Raw genomic sequence first — 15,593 nt, forward strand, 5'->3', positions numbered from 1 at the left:
ACATCAATGCTGGGCGGCGGGTTCGCGGTCAAGGGTCGCGAGCGAGACGAGATCGGGGGAGCATTGCGCACGGCGTCCCGTCTCGAAATTCGCGACGTCCTGCGCCGTGGCGGCGCGGCCTTCGTCGCCGCCATCGAACATCACGCGCCACACGCCGTCGCTGCCGCGATGCCACACCGTACTGAACGCGATCAGCGTGTAACGCGGATTCGCATTCGGCGCCAGGTTTTCCAGCAGGGCCGGTCCGCTCGACAATACGACCGAAGGATCGCCCGCCTGCACGACCCAGGCCGGATACCAGCGTACGCGCACGCTCTTGCCTTCCAGCAGCGACTTCCATTGCTTGACGATCGCAGCGCGACCCCGCTGTGGGCGGGCCGTGTTTGCCGCGAATACCGCGTCGCTTTCGATGTGTTCGGCAAACGCCTTTTCGTCGTGTCGTTCCACTGACGCCGCGAACGACAGTTCTCTTTGCCACACCGCGCAGCGTGACGTTTCCGCCGTCTGCGCATGAGCGACGGTTGCGGTCGTGCCAAGTACGGCCAGGAACAGGAAACGCAGCATGGGCGCAGCCTCCAGGGGACTGCCGCAAGCATGGTTTCTCGCCTCGCGGCGCGACAGTGCCGGATGGCAGAGTTCGCCGGCCTTTTGCCGCAGTGCGGTTTGCGGGCATCGCGACGGCTCGCCACAATGGCGCTTTCCCCTGGCTGCGACGCTTCCCATGAACGCTCCCACCCGCATCGACACCACCCGCACCATCCGCGCGCCGCGCGGCAGCGAGCTGAGCTGCAAGAGCTGGCTCACCGAAGCGCCGTACCGCATGCTGCAGAACAACCTGGACCCGGACGTGGCGGAAAACCCGGCTGAGCTGGTCGTTTACGGCGGCATTGGCCGGGCAGCGCGCAACTGGGAATGCTTCGACGCGATCCTGCGCGCGTTGCGCGAACTCAACGACAACGAGACGCTGCTGATCCAGTCCGGCAAGCCGGTCGGCGTGTTTCCGACCCATCCGGACGCACCGCGCGTGCTGCTCGCCAATTCGAACCTGGTGCCGGCGTGGGCGAACTGGGAGCACTTCAACGAGCTCGATAAGAAGGGCTTGATGATGTACGGCCAGATGACGGCCGGTTCGTGGATCTACATCGGCTCGCAAGGCATCGTGCAGGGCACCTACGAAACGTTCGTGGAGATGGGGCGCCAGCATTATGGCGGCAGCCTCAAGGGCAAGTGGATACTCACCGCCGGCCTCGGCGGCATGGGCGGCGCGCAGCCGCTCGCCGCGTCGCTGGCCGGTGCTAGCTCGTTGAACATCGAGTGCCAGCAGAGCCGCATCGATTTCCGCCTGAAGACGCGTTACGTCGACGAGCAGGCGACCGATCTGGACGATGCACTCGCCCGCATCGCGAAGTACACCGCCGCCGGCGAAGCAAAATCGATCGCGCTGCTCGGCAACGCCGCCGACGTGCTGCCGGAACTCGTGCGCCGTGGCGTGCGCCCGGACGCCGTGACGGACCAGACCAGCGCGCACGATCCCGTCAACGGCTACCTGCCGCAGGGCTGGACGGTCGACCAGTGGTTCGAGCGTCGCAAGAGCGATCCGGCAGGCACCTCCAAGGCCGCCAAGCAGTCGATGAAGCAGCACGTGGAAGCGATGCTCGCGTTCCACGCCCAGGGCATTCCCACGTTCGACTACGGCAACAACATCCGGCAGATGGCGAAGGACGAAGGCTGCGCGGACGCGTTTGCGTTCCCGGGCTTCGTGCCGGCGTTCGTGCGCCCGCTGTTCTGCCGCGGCGTGGGTCCGTTCCGCTGGGTGGCGCTGTCCGGCGATCCGGAGGATATCTACAAGACCGACCAGAAAGTGAAGGAACTGATCCCCGACGATCCGCACCTGCACCGCTGGCTGGACATGGCGAAGGAGCGCATCAACTTCCAGGGCCTGCCGGCGCGCATCTGCTGGGTGGGCCTGGGCGTGCGGCACAAGCTCGGGCTCGCGTTCAACGAGATGGTGCGCAACGGCGAGCTGAAGGCGCCGGTGGTGATCGGTCGCGACCATCTCGATTCCGGTTCGGTCGCCAGCCCCAATCGCGAGACCGAAGCGATGCGCGACGGTTCCGACGCGGTAAGCGACTGGCCGTTGTTGAACGCGATGCTCAACGTGGCCGGCGGCGCGACCTGGGTGTCGTTGCACCACGGCGGTGGCGTGGGCATGGGTTACTCGCAGCACTCCGGCGTGGTGGTCGTGTGCGACGGCAGCGAGGCGGCGGACCAGCGCATTGCGCGTGTGCTGTGGAACGATCCGGGCACCGGCGTGATGCGTCATGCCGATGCCGGTTACGAGATCGCCATCGAATGCGCCAGGGAGCAGGGCCTCAAGCTGCCGATGATCTGATCGCCTGAAGCACCCCAAGCGCTGCGCCCGTCCAAGGACAGAGCAGCGCCACAGGTTTGCCATGACCGGCTGCGAACGTGGCCGGCGACAACTACAACGACATCGGCAAGGATCTTCGATGATGACTTCGACCATGCGGCGGGCTTGCATTGCTGCAGCGCTCGCTTTCGCCTGCGTACCGACTGCCACCCTGGCCAGCGAGCCGGCCTCGCCCACCTCATCCAATCCGGCACTTCAGCAGTCGCTGGATGCGCTGGTGCTGCGCGCGCGTCCGGGCACGCTGGGCATCGCGGTGCTCGATCTGACGTCGGGCCAGTCGACGCGGATCAACGCCGGGCGCGCGTTCCCTATGATGAGCGTGTTCAAGGCGCCCGTGGCGGCAGCGGTGCTTGCACGTGTCGACGACGGTTCGCTGTCGCTGCAGCAGACGGTGACGATCACCCGTGGGCAGGTGCAGGGCGGTTCGGCGATTCCGTCCATTGGCGCGCACTTCCACGGCGAGCAGATGACGTTCACCGTCGAGCAATTGTTGAAGGCCGCGGTCAGCGAGAGCGACAACACGGCCGTGAACGCGTTGATCCGCACGGTCGGTGGACCGGGCGTGGTGATGGCGTACCTGCATTCGCATGGCATTGAAGGCATGCGGGTGGATACCGATGAAGCGGGAATCGCCCAGGTGTTCTACGGCCTGCGGCCGGGGGAAACGGAGTCGGCGCAGGAGTCGGACGAAGCCGTGGAGCATCGGCGAAAGCTGGGCTATCAGGCCTTTCTTGCCGACCCGCGCAACTGTGCCACGCCTGACGCGGCGATTGTGTTTCTTCGCAAGCTCGCAGGGCGTGAGCTGCTGTCGCCGGCCTCGACGCAGCGACTTCTTGCGCTGATGGACGCGCAGACCATCCCCAATCGGCTGCGTGCCGGTATCCCGAACGACCTGCAGTTTGCCGACAAGACCGGCACGTCGGGCGCGCTCGACGGACGCACCGGGGCCTACAACGACATCGGCATCATCCGCTGGCCGGATGGACGGCAGGTGTTGATCGCGGCGTTTCTGCTCGACTCGCGTGCGTCCGATGAGCAGGCGGCTTTGTTCGCCGACATCGCACGCGCCGTGGTGCGGTCAGCGGGGCGCTAAGAGCCTGTCCAAGCACGCTTGGTGACCACCTGTCCCCATCACTGTCATTCCGGCGCAGGCCGGAATCCAGAAGACTCTGTTCCAAGTTTTCGCGAAACCTTTTGCAACCTGGACGACCGTCGCGACAACCGAACCTGCTCGCTACTGGATTCCGGCCTGCGCCGGAATGACGGTGAGGGAAACATGGGCGCCCAGGCGAGATTCTGAAAAGGCCATTGGTCTCGCAGTGGTTTCCAACGGGTCCTGGGCGCATCATGTGGGCACATCCCAACGAGGAGGTGCGACATGTCGGTCGAACTGCAGATGTTGGCGTGGTCGATCCTGCTGGGCGTGGTGTACGTGCTGTTGGCGGTGACGCTCGCCACCCGGCAGCGCGGCCTGTCCTGGAATGCCGGCAACCGCACCGGTGAGGTTGCGTTGACCGGTGCCGCCGACCGCGCGGGTCGTGCCAGCCGAAATTTCCTCGAGACGTTCCCGTTCTTTGCAGCCGCTGTGCTGGCCGTGCTGGTCGGGCAATGCGCCAACACCACGACCGCGCTGGGTGCGCAACTGTACTTCTGGGCGCGCGTGGTCTATCTGCCGGTGTACGTGGTCGGCATTCCATACCTGCGCACATTGGTGTGGGTGGTGTCGCTCGCGGGACTGCTGATGGTCTTGTCCGGCGTATTCTGTTCGCACTAACGCAATGCGCGCCCTGAGGGGCGCTGCACGTTTCCGGCAATAAATCCTCGGCGCTTCCCAGGGCGGAAGCGTCGCCGTCCGCGTGCCCGTCATAGCGTCGACGGCAGCTTCCCATGCGTGGGTGTAGCGTCAAAAAGTTGGCGTTCGTCGGTAATTCGACGCCATTTTCTGGTCACGAGATCGCCGGGAATGCGTTTGCGGATTTCCGTTTTTTCAATGTTTGTCAAATATTTGCGTGCATTTCGCCGGACGGTGACGAGACCGGCGTTCGCAAGCCATCCATGGCGTGACCACACTGCAGGTCTGGCACGGGGTACGTGCCGGGCCGCCGGCAGGGTCCGGCGGTATTCCCTAGATAGACTGGAGAAACTGCATGAACACCAACACTGTACGCACTGGCACGCTGACCGAACTGTCCAGCTACCCGAAATGGGCGCGCGAGATGATCGAGGCCTGCGAACCCGCCCGCCGGAGCGTCCGCGATCATGTGATGTGGGACATGATGAGCGACGGCAGTATCGACCTGGCCACCGTGCGCAACTTCATGGTCGGTACCTGGTCGCTGATCGAGCGTTTCCCGGGGTTCATGGCGCTGAGCCTGCTCAAGACGCGTTATGGACGAAGCGCCGGCGACAACATGGCACGACGTTGGCTGGTCCGTAACATCCGCGTGGAACAGAACCACGCGGAGTATTGGCTGGATTGGGCCGAGGGATCGGGCGTGTCGCGTGAAGAAGTCCTTGACGGTCTGCCGCCGCGCGGCACCCAGACGGCGGCCGAGTGGTGCCACGACGTTTGCGCCCGCGACACGCTCGCTGCCGGCATCGCCGCCACCAACTACGCCATCGAAGGCGTGACCGGCGAGTGGTCCCAGAAGGTGTTCGACAGCGTGGCGTACGCCAACAGCCTGCCGGCGGCCGGACGAAAGTCCACCCTGCGTTGGCTTCAGCTACACGCGGCTTATGACGATACTCATCCATGGGAAGCGTTGGAGATCGTCTGTACTCTTATGGGTAGCCAGCCTGCCGCCGAAGAAGTGGAGCATCTGCGCGAGTGCATCGAGCGCAGCTACGTGAGTTTGCATTACGGGCTCGAACGTTGCCTGGTGCAGCACACGGTGGGTGAAGTGGAAGAGCAAGCCGCGTAACGGGGGTCTTGTCGTCGACAGCGTGACGGGGCGAGATGTAGCTTTATGAAGTGGTCGTGTAAAAGGACGCCATGGATTTGATCCGTAGCACCTCTCCAAGACCGCTGTCCCGGCGCCTGAGGCCATTGGCCTATGGGCTGGTGGCCGTGATCGGCCTGATTCTCATGCTTACCTGGGGAGCCCTCCAGGTCCAGGTCACTCTCGCCGGTTTCCTCAACGGCGAGAGTGTCTGGAGCAAGGCGCAGAAGCAGGCGGTAGTCGATCTGGCGGCCTATGCGCAGTCGGGCGACCCCGCCCGCCTTGCCGCGTTCCAACAGAACTACGAGCTGCTGTCGTCGGACGGCTGGGCACGCGACGCCATCGCGTCGGGCCACTACGACCGCACCCTGGTTCACCAGGCCTTCCAGCGCGGCAAGATCTTGCCGCAGGCCGAGCCCGGCATGATCTTCATGCTGAGATGCTGCACGGGTGCCCCGCACATGCGCGAGGCAGTCTCGTTGTGGCGCGCCGCGGATGGTCCGCTTGGCCAATTGAATGCCGTATCGAAGGAACTGAGCGAGGGTTATGCGAGCGGCCAGCCGCAGCCCGACTGGCTGCGCTGGCAACTGGACCGCATCAACGGGCTGAACAACCAGCTCGAACCGCTGACCAACGGCTTCTCGCTCGAAGTGGCGCAGGGCGCCATCTGGCTGGGCGGGGTGCTGTTCATCGCGGTGTTCCTCACCGCCTGTATCGCGTCGTTGCTGTGGCTGGTGATGGCGAAGCGCATCCTGACGCGCATCCGCGGCACCGAAGAGCGTTACAGCCTGCTGTTCAACAGCGCGGCCGACGCCATCCTGATGGTCGACGACGACAGCGGCCGCATCCTGGAGGCGAACCGCACGGCGCTGCAATGGACCGGCCGCGACGTGGACAACCTCACCGGCGAGGAACTCTCCACGTTCTTTACCCCGTTGCTGCATCGCGCCGATGGCGCGGTAACGGGCGAGTTGCGCGGCCCGGACGACGAACTGCGCCCGGTCGAGATGCGCAGCAGCGTGACCCACTGGGGCACGCAGAATGTGCGCCAGTCCATTCTTCGCGACATCACCGAGCGGGTGAGCCTCGAGCAGCAACGGCGCATCGCCTCCGAAGCACTGGCCAGCATTGCCGAAGGCGTGATCATCGCCGAGGCGGACCGCCGCGTGGCGCGCGTGAATGCCGCGCACATCCGCATGACCGGCTTCACCGTGCAGGCCCTGCAGGGGCTGCGCTTCGACGACCTGCGCTGCCTGCCTGACGGATCGCCGCTGCCGAACTCCGTGTGGGATGTGATCGAAGCCGAAGGCAACTGGGTGGGCGAGGTGCGCAGCCGCCGCATGGATGGCACCAGCTATCCCGAACTGCTCAGCATCAGCGCCATCCGCAACCCGGAAGGCGAGGTGCAGCACTACGTGGCGGTGATCAACAACATCAGCGCGGCAAAGGCGAACGAACAGCGCCTGCAGTACATGGCCGCGCACGACACGCTGACCGGCCTGCCGAACCGCGCCGAGTTCGAACGCCGCTGCGTGCAGGCCGTGGCGGCCGCCGATCGCGAGCGTGGCATGGCTGCCGTGGTCTTCATCGACCTGGACGCGTTCAAGACGGTGAACGACAGCTACACCCACGCCATCGGCGATCACCTGCTGGTCAAGGTGGCCGAGCGCATCGTCTACGAGTTGGGCGACCACGGCGTGGCCGGTCGCATCGGTGGCGACGAGTTCACCGTGCTGCTGTCGGACCTGCATTCGCGTGAGCAGGCCAGCGCGCTGGCGGGGCGATTGCTGAGCGTGCTGTCGACGCCGTTCGCGGTGGGCGACTACGAACTTGCGCTCAGCGCCAGCATCGGCATCGCCTGCTTTCCGCTGGACGGCACCGACGTTCCGACGCTGATCACCAACGCCGATGCCGCGATGTATGCCGCCAAGACGGAGGAGCGCAACGCGTTCCGCTTCTATTCGCCGCGCATGCAGGCCGATGCGCGCCGCCGCATCGCGCTGGCCTCGGAATTGCGCAAGGCGCTGTCGGAAGCCGAGTTCCGCCTGATGTACCAGCCCACGGTGGAAATGCGCACGGGTCGCATCGTGGCGGTCGAAGCCCTGCTGCGCTGGTATCACCCGCAGCGCGGCCTGATCGCGCCGGGCGAGTTCATTCCGATGGCGGAGAAGCTGGGCCTGATTCGCCGCATCGACCAATGGGTGCTGCAGGCAGCCTGCGAGCAGATGTCGGTGTGGGACAAGGCCGGCCTGCCTCCGTTGCGCATGGCGGTGAACGTGTCCGCCAACTGGTTCGGCCAGGCCAATTTCGTCGACGAGATCCGCATGCTGCTGGAGTCGCGCCGGCTGGCGCCCGAGCGCCTGATGCTGGAGATCACCGAAGGCGCCATCCTGCGCCTGGGCGAAGAAATGGAGCGCACGCTGCACGCCTTGCATTCGCTGGGCGTGGGCGTGGCGATCGACGATTTCGGCACCGGTTATTCGTCGATGAGCTATCTGAAGCTGCGCGCCATCGACTATCTGAAGATCGACCAGAGCTTTGTCGCCGGCCTGCCGGACGACGCCAGCGACGGCGCCATCGTCGAATCCATGCTCACGCTATGCCGCCGCCTGGACATCAGCCCGATTGCCGAAGGCATCGAGACCGAAGAGCAACACCGCTTCCTGTTGCGCGCCGGTTGCGTGGAAGGGCAGGGCTTCCTCTATTCGCGCCCGGTCGAACCCGAAGTCATCGTCCAACTGCTGAGCCCCGGGCGACGCCAGGGCAACTCGCATCTGCGCCTGGTGCCGCCTGAGGCGAGCTGAGTGTGTTGTCCTAAGGGCCTTTACAAATGGCCGCCCAACGTCACACATCCCTCATCGTCATTCCGGCGCAGGCCGGAATCCAGTCGCCGCGGTGTCAAGTCTTCGCGAGCCATCCCAGAGCGTGACTGGCAATCGCGATAACTGAACCAAGTCGCTACTGGATTCCGGCCTGCGCCGGAATGACGGTGAGGGGAATGGTGACTGTGAGGGGTAGGCAGGGTTAGAACAGATTCCTGCCCTCGCTGGTCTCAGTGCAGCGTCACGCTCACCACTTCGCGATCGGGCACGTACAGGTCCGGGAACTGTTGTTGCAGATGCACGACTTTCGGTGCGTCGTTGAACACGATGTACCGGTCGTTCGGATGCCGCTTCGCATAGTCCTGGTGATAGGCCTCTGCGTCGTAGAAGCCCTTCAGCGGTGTCACCTGGGTCACGATCGGATCGCCGAACGCGTGTGCCGCCGTCAACTGCGCGATGTACGCCGAGGCGATGCGCTTCTGTTCGTCGTTGCCGTAGAAGATCGCCGAGCGGTATTGCGTGCCGACGTCCGGACCCTGGCGATTGAGCTGGGTTGGATCGGTGGCGACCGAGAAGTACACCTTCAGCAACTGGCCGTAGCTGACCTTGCTGGGGTCGTAGACGATCTTCACGGATTCGGCATGGCCGGTGTCGCCATCGCTGACGCGATCGTAATCGGCGGTATTCGCCTGCCCGCCGGAGTAACCCGCCACCACTTTCTTAACGCCTTTGACGTGTTGGAACACGGCCTGCAGACCCCAGAAGCAACCGCCTGCGAGAACGGCTGTCTGGTCGCCCTGGGCAGTGCTGGCATCGACGGCGGGATCGGGTAACGGGGCATTGTCGCTGCCTGCGGTAGCCAGTGTGCAGGCGCCCAGGCCGCCCATCAGCAACACGCTGGCGAGCACGGGAAACAGCTTGAATCGGCGGATGCTCATGAAGGAACGCTCCATCGAAGAGAGAGGCAGCCCGCAGCGGGAGTGGCGGGCCTTGCTTGCTTATTCGCCGACCGGCTGCCTCCGGTTACCTCCATCCTGCCAGCTCCCCGCGGTGGAGATGCGAAGGCGCCGGCAAGGCGGTGTTATCGTGCGGCTTCCGCCTCCGTGGACTTCGCCCATGCCGCACCTGCTCGATCTGGAGGGTTACCTGCAACGCATCGGCTTCGTCGGTGAGCCGCGCGTCGACGTGACGACCCTGCGCGCGCTCGCCACGGCGCACATCGCGGCCATCCCGTTCGAGAACCTCGATCCTTTGCTGGGCACGCCGGTATCGCTGGAGCTGGCGGCCATCGAAGCGAAGCTGGTGAAGAGCCAGCGCGGCGGCTATTGCTTCGAGCAGAACGGCTTGTTCCTGGCGGCGCTGAAGGCGATCGGTTTCGACGCGAGCGGACTGATCGCCCGCGTGCTGTGGAACCAGCCCGAAGATGCCGAGGTTCCGCAGACGCACATGCTGGTGCGGGTGGAAGTGGAAGGCGAGAGCTGGCTGGCCGACGTGGGCTTCGGCAGCATGGCGCTGGGCGGCGCGTTACGACTGGTGGTCGATGAGGCGCAACCCACCTCGCTGGAGCCGTTCCGGCTGATCACCGACGGTACGCAATGGCGCACGCAGGCGTTGGTTCGCGATCAATGGCGCACGCTGTACCGCTTCCGTCTGCAAACGGCGGAAGCGATCGACTATGTGGTGGGCAACCATTTCACGTCGACCTATCCCTCATCGCATTTTCGGCACAGTCTGATCGTGGCGCGCACGCTGGCCGACCGCCGGCTGGGCTTGCGCAACCGCGAGTTCGTGGTGCACAGCCTGGGACACGAATCGGAGCGCCGCACCTTGCAGAGCACGGACGAGATCAAGCGGGTGATCGAGGAACAATTCGGCATCCGCCTGCCGGCATCGCCGCTGCTGGATGCGAAACTCGGCGCGCTGCCGATGCCTGATGCCTAATCGATCGCGTTCACGCGGATGACGAAGTCTTCCAGCTGCACCACCTGGCCCGCGTGGATCTTGCAGGTCTTGCGCAGTTCCTGCGCACCGTCCACGTACACCACGCCGCTCGCCACGATGGCCTTGCCTGCGCCGCCGCTGTCGCACAGGCCGACCAGCTTCAGCAGCTGGTTGAGTTCCACGTAGTCGCGGTCCAGGTCGAAATCGAGTTCTTGCATGGGGATAAGGTGCTCAGGCGTCGGTGTCGTCGAACGCGCTTTCGGGCAGCGCGAAGAACACGAAAAAGGGTGTGTCGGCATCCTGCCAGTAATCGACCGCTTCCTCGAGGATGTCGAGCAGGGTATCGAAGTCGTCTTCGTTGCGGTTGCGCATCTGTTCGGCGTGATCGAACAGCAGGATGTAGCCGGTGGCTTTCAGCCATGAGAGATCGCGCATGCTGTCGGCCAGCGCATCCCAGTTGCGGCCGAAATCGGCCGGCAAACGCAGCGCCAGGGTCAGGCGATCGAACAGGGCGTCGTGGTCGGTGTAGTCGGCCAGGCTGATACGGCACACGCGCAGGCCCTGCATGCCGGCCGCTTCAGCCAGCGGCTCGAGGTCTTCGCTGGTGACGAAGAAGATGCCGCCATGGTCGGCATCGCCGAAATCGAGATCGAATTGCGCGCTCATCGTGAACCCTCGAACTGGCGGAACGTACGGTAGTGGTCGTCGGTGTAGTAGTAAATCTGCGGCGGCGTGCCGCCGGTGATGATGCGCCGGGCGCCGCGGTAGTCGAGCCCGGGCGTATCCACTGTGTACTCGTGATAGTAGCCCTGGGGCTTGGCAGGCAGTCGTCCTTCGCGGTTCTGGAACACCACGCCGTCCTGCCGATGTTCGAATGGACCGCCGCTGGCGATGCGGCGCAGGGTGTCGCCCGCTTCCGGCGGAAGGAACGAGGGCAGCGAGTCGCTGCGTGCCGGTGTCGTGCGCGGTGCGGCTGCATCTTGCGGCACCACACTGCCCTGCGGCGTCGCCGTGCCTTGCGGAGCAGGCTCCGGGCTATGCCGGCCCCACAGCAGCGCCGCCACGGCCAGCACGACCAGCAGAAGCAAGGGTTTGAGTGAGCGCATAAGGGGGGCCTGGCGAAGTGGCGCGAGTGTAGAACGTCCGGCGCGCCGAGGCACGCCGGCGTCAGCCCGCCGTGTCCACCCGCTGCTGCAGTGCCATGGCAGCGGCGGGATTGCGTTCCTTCGCGCTGCTGATGAAGTAGATGAACACGTCGCGCGGTGCCTGCTTCTTCAGCGGTGCCGACACGTGCGGCAGTTCCGGCAGATCGTTGCCCTCGGCCCAGGCCTGCGCGCGCGTGGTCCAGTCGTCCAGGTCGCCTGGCGCGTAGCCGGTATCGAGATGCGATTCGCTGAGCATCAGCCGCGCATAGGCGAAATCGCCGGTCAGGTCGGCCAGCGAGGGGTACTTCGACGAATCGGTGAACACGGTGGGGATGCGGTACGAGCGCGCCAGTTCCACGTAGCGTTCGTCAAGAAAACTCGGGTGACGCACTTCAAGCACGTGGCGCATCGGCTGGCCATTGAGCTCGCGCGGCAGCAGGTCGAGAAAGGCGGCGAGGTCGTTGCCGTCGAACGGACGCGTGGGCGTGAGCTGCCACAGCACTGGGCCCAACCGGTTGCCGAATTCGGCAAGGCCGCCGAAGACGAAGCCGTCGATGCCGCGACCGGCGTCGGCAAGGCGCTTGCCCTCGGTGACATACCGCGGCGCTTTCAGCGAGAACACGAATCCCTCAGGGGTTTCGGCCGCCCATTTCGCATAGGTGGTGGGTTTCTGCGCGCCGTAGTAGGTGCCGTTGATTTCGATCGCGCGCAGGTGGCGGCTGGCGTACTCCAGCTCGCGGCGCTGCACCAGTCCGCTGGGGTAGAAGTTGTTGCGCCACGGTGCGAAGTTCCAGCCGCCGATGCCGACGCGGATGCGCGATGCAGGACCCTGCGTGGGTGCGGGCGAAAACAGATCGGCAGGCATGGCAGTGGACTCGAAGGGGACGACGAATCATGCCACGGGGAAAGTGAAGAAACGCAGCGTTACGCGTTTGCTACAGCTTAGTGCTCAGTCCAGCGGCAAGTGATTTGGATACGGCCCACGCGCTGCCATGAACGCGGTGGGCGTCATGCCGGCGAATGCGCGGAACTCGTGCACGAGATGTGCCTGGTCGCCGTAGCCGCCGTCGACGGCCACGCCGCTCCAGTCGACCGCTTCCGATCGATACACCGCATCCACCACGCGGCGAAAGCGCATCAGCCGCGCGTAACGCTTCGGTCCCATGCCGATCTGTCGGCGGAACAGACGGCCAAAACGATATTCCGACAAGCCGGTATCCCGCACCAGCGGACCAATGCGCGCCAGCTGCGGCCGCGCGCCGATGTCGTTCAGCGCGTGCAGCACTTCGGGTGCCAGCCGGGGCATGCGCATGCGGGCCAGCAGCCATTGCTCGAGAACGACCAGGCGGGCATGCGGGCAGGGCGTCTCCAGCAGTCGTTCGCGCAGCGCGTGCGCGCTGTGGCCGAAGATGTCTTCCAGGCCGATGTCCCGGTTCGCCAGGGCTTCGTGATCTTCGCCGGTGAAGGCATGTGCACCGCCGGGATGGAACACCACCCCGATCACCCGCACTTGTTCGGCGGTATCGATGATCTGGCTGCTCAGGCAGGGGCCGCCGATCACCGAGGCAGCCGCGCGCGAGCAACGCCGCTCGGTGTCGTCGCTGTAGACGCGCGTTTCGTTCTCGTGAAGATTGATGATCAGCGCGGCGCCAGGCACCGGCAATACGCGTTCGAAATGATGGGCGGCCGGCGGCATGTCCCAGTCCCACAGGCGCGAGACCAGGGCATCGAGCGGCGGTGCAGGTACGACGACGTGGTGTCCCATCGGCTGACTCCGGGCAACGCCTGGAGTCTAGGCCGATACGTTCAAGCTGTCAGGTCGACTTGCCCGGGAACACAGTCGCATCCGGATTCGGCGCCGTCCCAGGATCGTGCGGCATGGTGCGCACCACCATGTCCTGCGGCGTGGTCAGCGGCAGATCGGCCTTGCCCAGGCGGTCGAGTATCTCGAACAGCAGGTCGCTCTTCACCGTGCCTGCATCGCGCGGATTGTTCACGTAGGCCGTGCACACGAACATCATCGAGCCCGCATCGATGCTGTCCAATTGCACGCTCGGCGCCGGCGTGTTGAGCGTCACCGAGTGGTTGCGCAGGATGTCGAAGATGATCTGGCGAACCTTGCCCGGGTCGCTGCTCAGCGGCATCGGCAGGCGGATCTGCACGCGGCCCAGCGCATTGGCGAGCGTCACGTTGCGCACGTTCTGGGTGATCAGCTGCGAATTGGGCACGATCACGATGGAACGGTCGCCCTGCTGGATCTCGGTGGCGCGCACGTTGATGCGCTTGATGTCGCCTTCCACGCCGCTGAGGCTGACCCAGTCGCCGACCTTCACCGGCCGTTCGGCCAGCAGGATCAGTCCGGAAATGAAGTTCTGCACGATCGCCTGCAGGCCGAAACCGATACCGACCGACAACGCGCTCGCCACCCAGGCGATGCTCTGCACATTCACATTGAGGGCGGCAAGCACCAGCACGAACACCAGGATGCCGCCCACGTAGCCAAGCAGGGTCACGATGGACATCTGCATGCCGATGTCGAGCGAGGTCTTGGGCAGCAGTTGTTTGCTCAGCCAGCGCTTGATCAGGCGTACGATGCCGTAGCCCACCACCAGCACCACGAGCGCATTGAAGATGTCGACGGGTCGGATGGTGAGCGTGCCCAGCGGCAAACCATCGAGCACGCGGGTGCCGCGGGTGACCAGTTCGTTCGGGCCTGCGGTATAGGGTGCAAGAATCAGCGGGATGGCGAACAGCAGCAGGAACACGCGGCCCACGGCGGAAAGAATCGTCGCCGACTGCTCCAGCCGCGCCGGCGTCACGCCGAAGTTTTGCTGCAGCCGCGTGCCGGTACGCGAATCGGGCGAAAACAGCGATTCGCACAGGTCGTTGATCAGGTGCATCAGCATGTACAGCGCAGCGATCAGGAAACCCGCCCGCAGCGTCTGCCGCGCCACATAGAAGGCCAGCGCGATGTAGCCGGTAAGCACCGCCAGCAGCGTGATGAACATGCCCAGCGTGGCGCACAGAATCAGCACGCCTACCCACAGCGGTCGCGGGGCCGGTGTGCCGCCGCTGGCCAGCAGGGCACGGCGGGCGCGACCCATGATCACCAGCGCATAAGCCATCAAGCCGCCAATCAGCGTGGCCGCCAGCGCGTTCGCCGCCATCGCCGTGGCGAGGCTGGCGCTGATGTCGTTGGTGACGCGCTCGATCACGCCAAGCAGCAGCGCGCTGTAGGCCATCAAGGTGGGAAACGGCCACAGGCGCGTGGCCAGGTTGTCGGACACCGGCGGCAGGCGCCAGGACGGATGTTTCACCATCAGCAGGGCGCGTCCCAGGCCGGCCATGGTGGCGACGTAGAACATCAGTCGAACCAGCGGACGCACCAGCTCGTCCAGCTCCTGATCGAACACGCCGTTCCAGTTCACCGCCAGGTAGATCAGCCATGCGGCGATGCCGTAGGTCAGCGTGGTGCCCACCGTCACCAGCAAGGCCATGGCGCTGCGGCGCAGATGACCGGACGGCAGATAGCGAGCCGCCATGTCCAGCATCTTCGATTCGAGCAGGCGCCGACCGACCGCAACCAGGGCAATGGCCGAAAGCAGGCAGCTGATGAACGGCACGCGGTTGGCCGGCTGCCATGCCTGCGCGATCGCCCCCTTCAGCGACTGCCACAGCTGGACGAAGTTGGCGCTGTCGTCGGGCAGGCTCTGGGCGAAGCGGCTCCAGAACGCCGTGCTCAGCGGCGAGGCGCTGCGCTGGCTTATCTGTGCCTGGAACAGATTGCGGCGCAGTGCGGCGATTTCCGCGAGCAGTTGCTGGCTTTCGCGGCTGAGCAGTTTCGATTGCGTAATCTGGCCGCTGAGGTCCGTCTGGTCCTTGGTCAACTGCTTGCGCTGGCTGGCCACTTCCGGCGTTTCCGCCGGTGCGCCCTTGGCGGGCGCGGGGCCCAGCACGTCGAGCTTGGCCTTCAGTGCATCGGCCTGGGGCGCGAGGCTGGCCGTCAACTGGTCGGCCTGCTGCTGCAAGGCCTGCGCCTTGCTGCGTGCGTCGAACAGGATCTCGTCGGTGAGCGTGGTCTTGTTGGTCAGCGTTTTCTTGATCTGATCGAGCTGCGCACTCAGCTGATCGGGCGTCGCCAGTTGCGGCTGCTGGATTTGCCCGTTGTTCGGGGTGTCCTGGGCGAGCGCAGGAGTGGCGCCGGCGAGGGCGAGCAGGAGGATCAGCAGCAAGCGAGACAGGATAGGCATGCGGGCATGATCCCGACCGGTCCTGAACCGGTCAATGAATAAATCGTCTTGACGGTGCGTTCAGC

Annotated in this window: 14 protein-coding genes; 6 read left to right on the plus strand and 8 right to left on the minus strand. The window is 65.1% G+C overall.

Translation table 11 applies throughout. From position 1 onward, the window contains the following. Positions 1 to 3 precede the first annotated feature (3 nt). Positions 4 to 804 (minus strand): YybH family protein, encoded by an 801-nt coding sequence (locus ACN9MB_RS08395; protein WP_426271475.1) that lies wholly within the window; start codon positions 802 to 804, stop codon positions 4 to 6. Between ACN9MB_RS08395 and hutU the strand changes: the two genes are divergently transcribed. From hutU to ACN9MB_RS08420, 5 genes are all read left to right on the plus strand, one after another. Further along, complete coding sequence (hutU, locus tag ACN9MB_RS08400) at positions 722 to 2,392, plus strand: urocanate hydratase (RefSeq protein WP_426271476.1); 1,671 nt, start codon at positions 722 to 724, stop codon at positions 2,390 to 2,392. The two genes, ACN9MB_RS08395 and hutU, sit on opposite strands and share 83 nt — an antisense overlap. Positions 2,393 to 2,510: 118 nt before the next feature. Next, positions 2,511 to 3,524, plus strand: a complete 1,014-nt coding sequence (gene bla, locus ACN9MB_RS08405; protein WP_426271477.1) for a class A beta-lactamase — start codon at positions 2,511 to 2,513, stop codon at positions 3,522 to 3,524. Positions 3,525 to 3,809: 285 nt separating this feature from the next. Further along, positions 3,810 to 4,205 (plus strand): MAPEG family protein, encoded by a 396-nt coding sequence (locus tag ACN9MB_RS08410; protein WP_204635542.1) that lies wholly within the window; start codon positions 3,810 to 3,812, stop codon positions 4,203 to 4,205. Between the two features lie 373 nt (positions 4,206 to 4,578). After that, positions 4,579 to 5,352 carry a TenA family transcriptional regulator gene (locus ACN9MB_RS08415; RefSeq protein ID WP_204635543.1) on the plus strand — a complete coding sequence of 258 codons (774 nt, stop codon included), beginning with the start codon at positions 4,579 to 4,581 and terminating at the stop codon, positions 5,350 to 5,352. Positions 5,353 to 5,423: 71 nt separating this feature from the next. After that, a complete protein-coding gene (locus tag ACN9MB_RS08420) occupies positions 5,424 to 8,174 on the plus strand; it encodes a putative bifunctional diguanylate cyclase/phosphodiesterase (protein WP_426271478.1) in 2,751 nt (916 codons plus the stop codon). 248 nt (positions 8,175 to 8,422) lie between these two features. On the opposite strand, the gene msrA is transcribed toward ACN9MB_RS08420, so the two are convergent. Continuing rightward, on the minus strand, positions 8,423 to 9,130 hold the full coding sequence (gene msrA / locus ACN9MB_RS08425; RefSeq protein WP_239535433.1) for a peptide-methionine (S)-S-oxide reductase MsrA: 708 nt from the start codon (positions 9,128 to 9,130) through the stop codon (positions 8,423 to 8,425). Positions 9,131 to 9,308: 178 nt separating this feature from the next. Between msrA and ACN9MB_RS08430 the strand changes: the two genes are divergently transcribed. Next, positions 9,309 to 10,133 (plus strand): arylamine N-acetyltransferase family protein, encoded by an 825-nt coding sequence (locus ACN9MB_RS08430; RefSeq protein WP_426271479.1) that lies wholly within the window; start codon positions 9,309 to 9,311, stop codon positions 10,131 to 10,133. Here ACN9MB_RS08430 and ACN9MB_RS08435 read toward each other — a convergent pair. The 6 genes from ACN9MB_RS08435 to ACN9MB_RS08460 form a co-directional block, all read right to left on the minus strand. Continuing rightward, a complete protein-coding gene (locus tag ACN9MB_RS08435; RefSeq protein WP_426271480.1) occupies positions 10,130 to 10,351 on the minus strand; it encodes an RNA-binding S4 domain-containing protein in 222 nt (73 codons plus the stop codon). The two genes, ACN9MB_RS08430 and ACN9MB_RS08435, sit on opposite strands and share 4 nt — an antisense overlap. Positions 10,352 to 10,364: 13 nt before the next feature. Next, the gene (locus tag ACN9MB_RS08440) at positions 10,365 to 10,799 is read right to left on the minus strand and encodes a barstar family protein (RefSeq protein ID WP_204635547.1); all 435 of its coding nucleotides are present in this window, start codon (positions 10,797 to 10,799) and stop codon (positions 10,365 to 10,367) included. After that, the gene (locus ACN9MB_RS08445) at positions 10,796 to 11,239 is read right to left on the minus strand and encodes a ribonuclease domain-containing protein (protein ID WP_426271481.1); all 444 of its coding nucleotides are present in this window, start codon (positions 11,237 to 11,239) and stop codon (positions 10,796 to 10,798) included. The genes ACN9MB_RS08440 and ACN9MB_RS08445 overlap by 4 nt, the downstream gene beginning before the upstream one ends. A gap of 61 nt (positions 11,240 to 11,300) precedes the next feature. Further along, complete coding sequence (locus ACN9MB_RS08450) at positions 11,301 to 12,143, minus strand: DUF72 domain-containing protein (RefSeq protein ID WP_204635549.1); 843 nt, start codon at positions 12,141 to 12,143, stop codon at positions 11,301 to 11,303. An 84-nt stretch (positions 12,144 to 12,227) separates the two neighbouring features. After that, on the minus strand, positions 12,228 to 13,043 hold the full coding sequence (locus ACN9MB_RS08455) for a helix-turn-helix domain-containing protein (protein ID WP_426271482.1): 816 nt from the start codon (positions 13,041 to 13,043) through the stop codon (positions 12,228 to 12,230). Between the two features lie 49 nt (positions 13,044 to 13,092). Then, positions 13,093 to 15,528 (minus strand): DUF3772 domain-containing protein, encoded by a 2,436-nt coding sequence (locus ACN9MB_RS08460; RefSeq protein ID WP_204635551.1) that lies wholly within the window; start codon positions 15,526 to 15,528, stop codon positions 13,093 to 13,095. Positions 15,529 to 15,593 lie beyond the last annotated feature (65 nt).

The organism is Dyella kyungheensis (genome assembly GCF_049913195.1).
Classification (GTDB): Bacteria; Pseudomonadota; Gammaproteobacteria; order Xanthomonadales; family Rhodanobacteraceae; genus Dyella; species Dyella kyungheensis.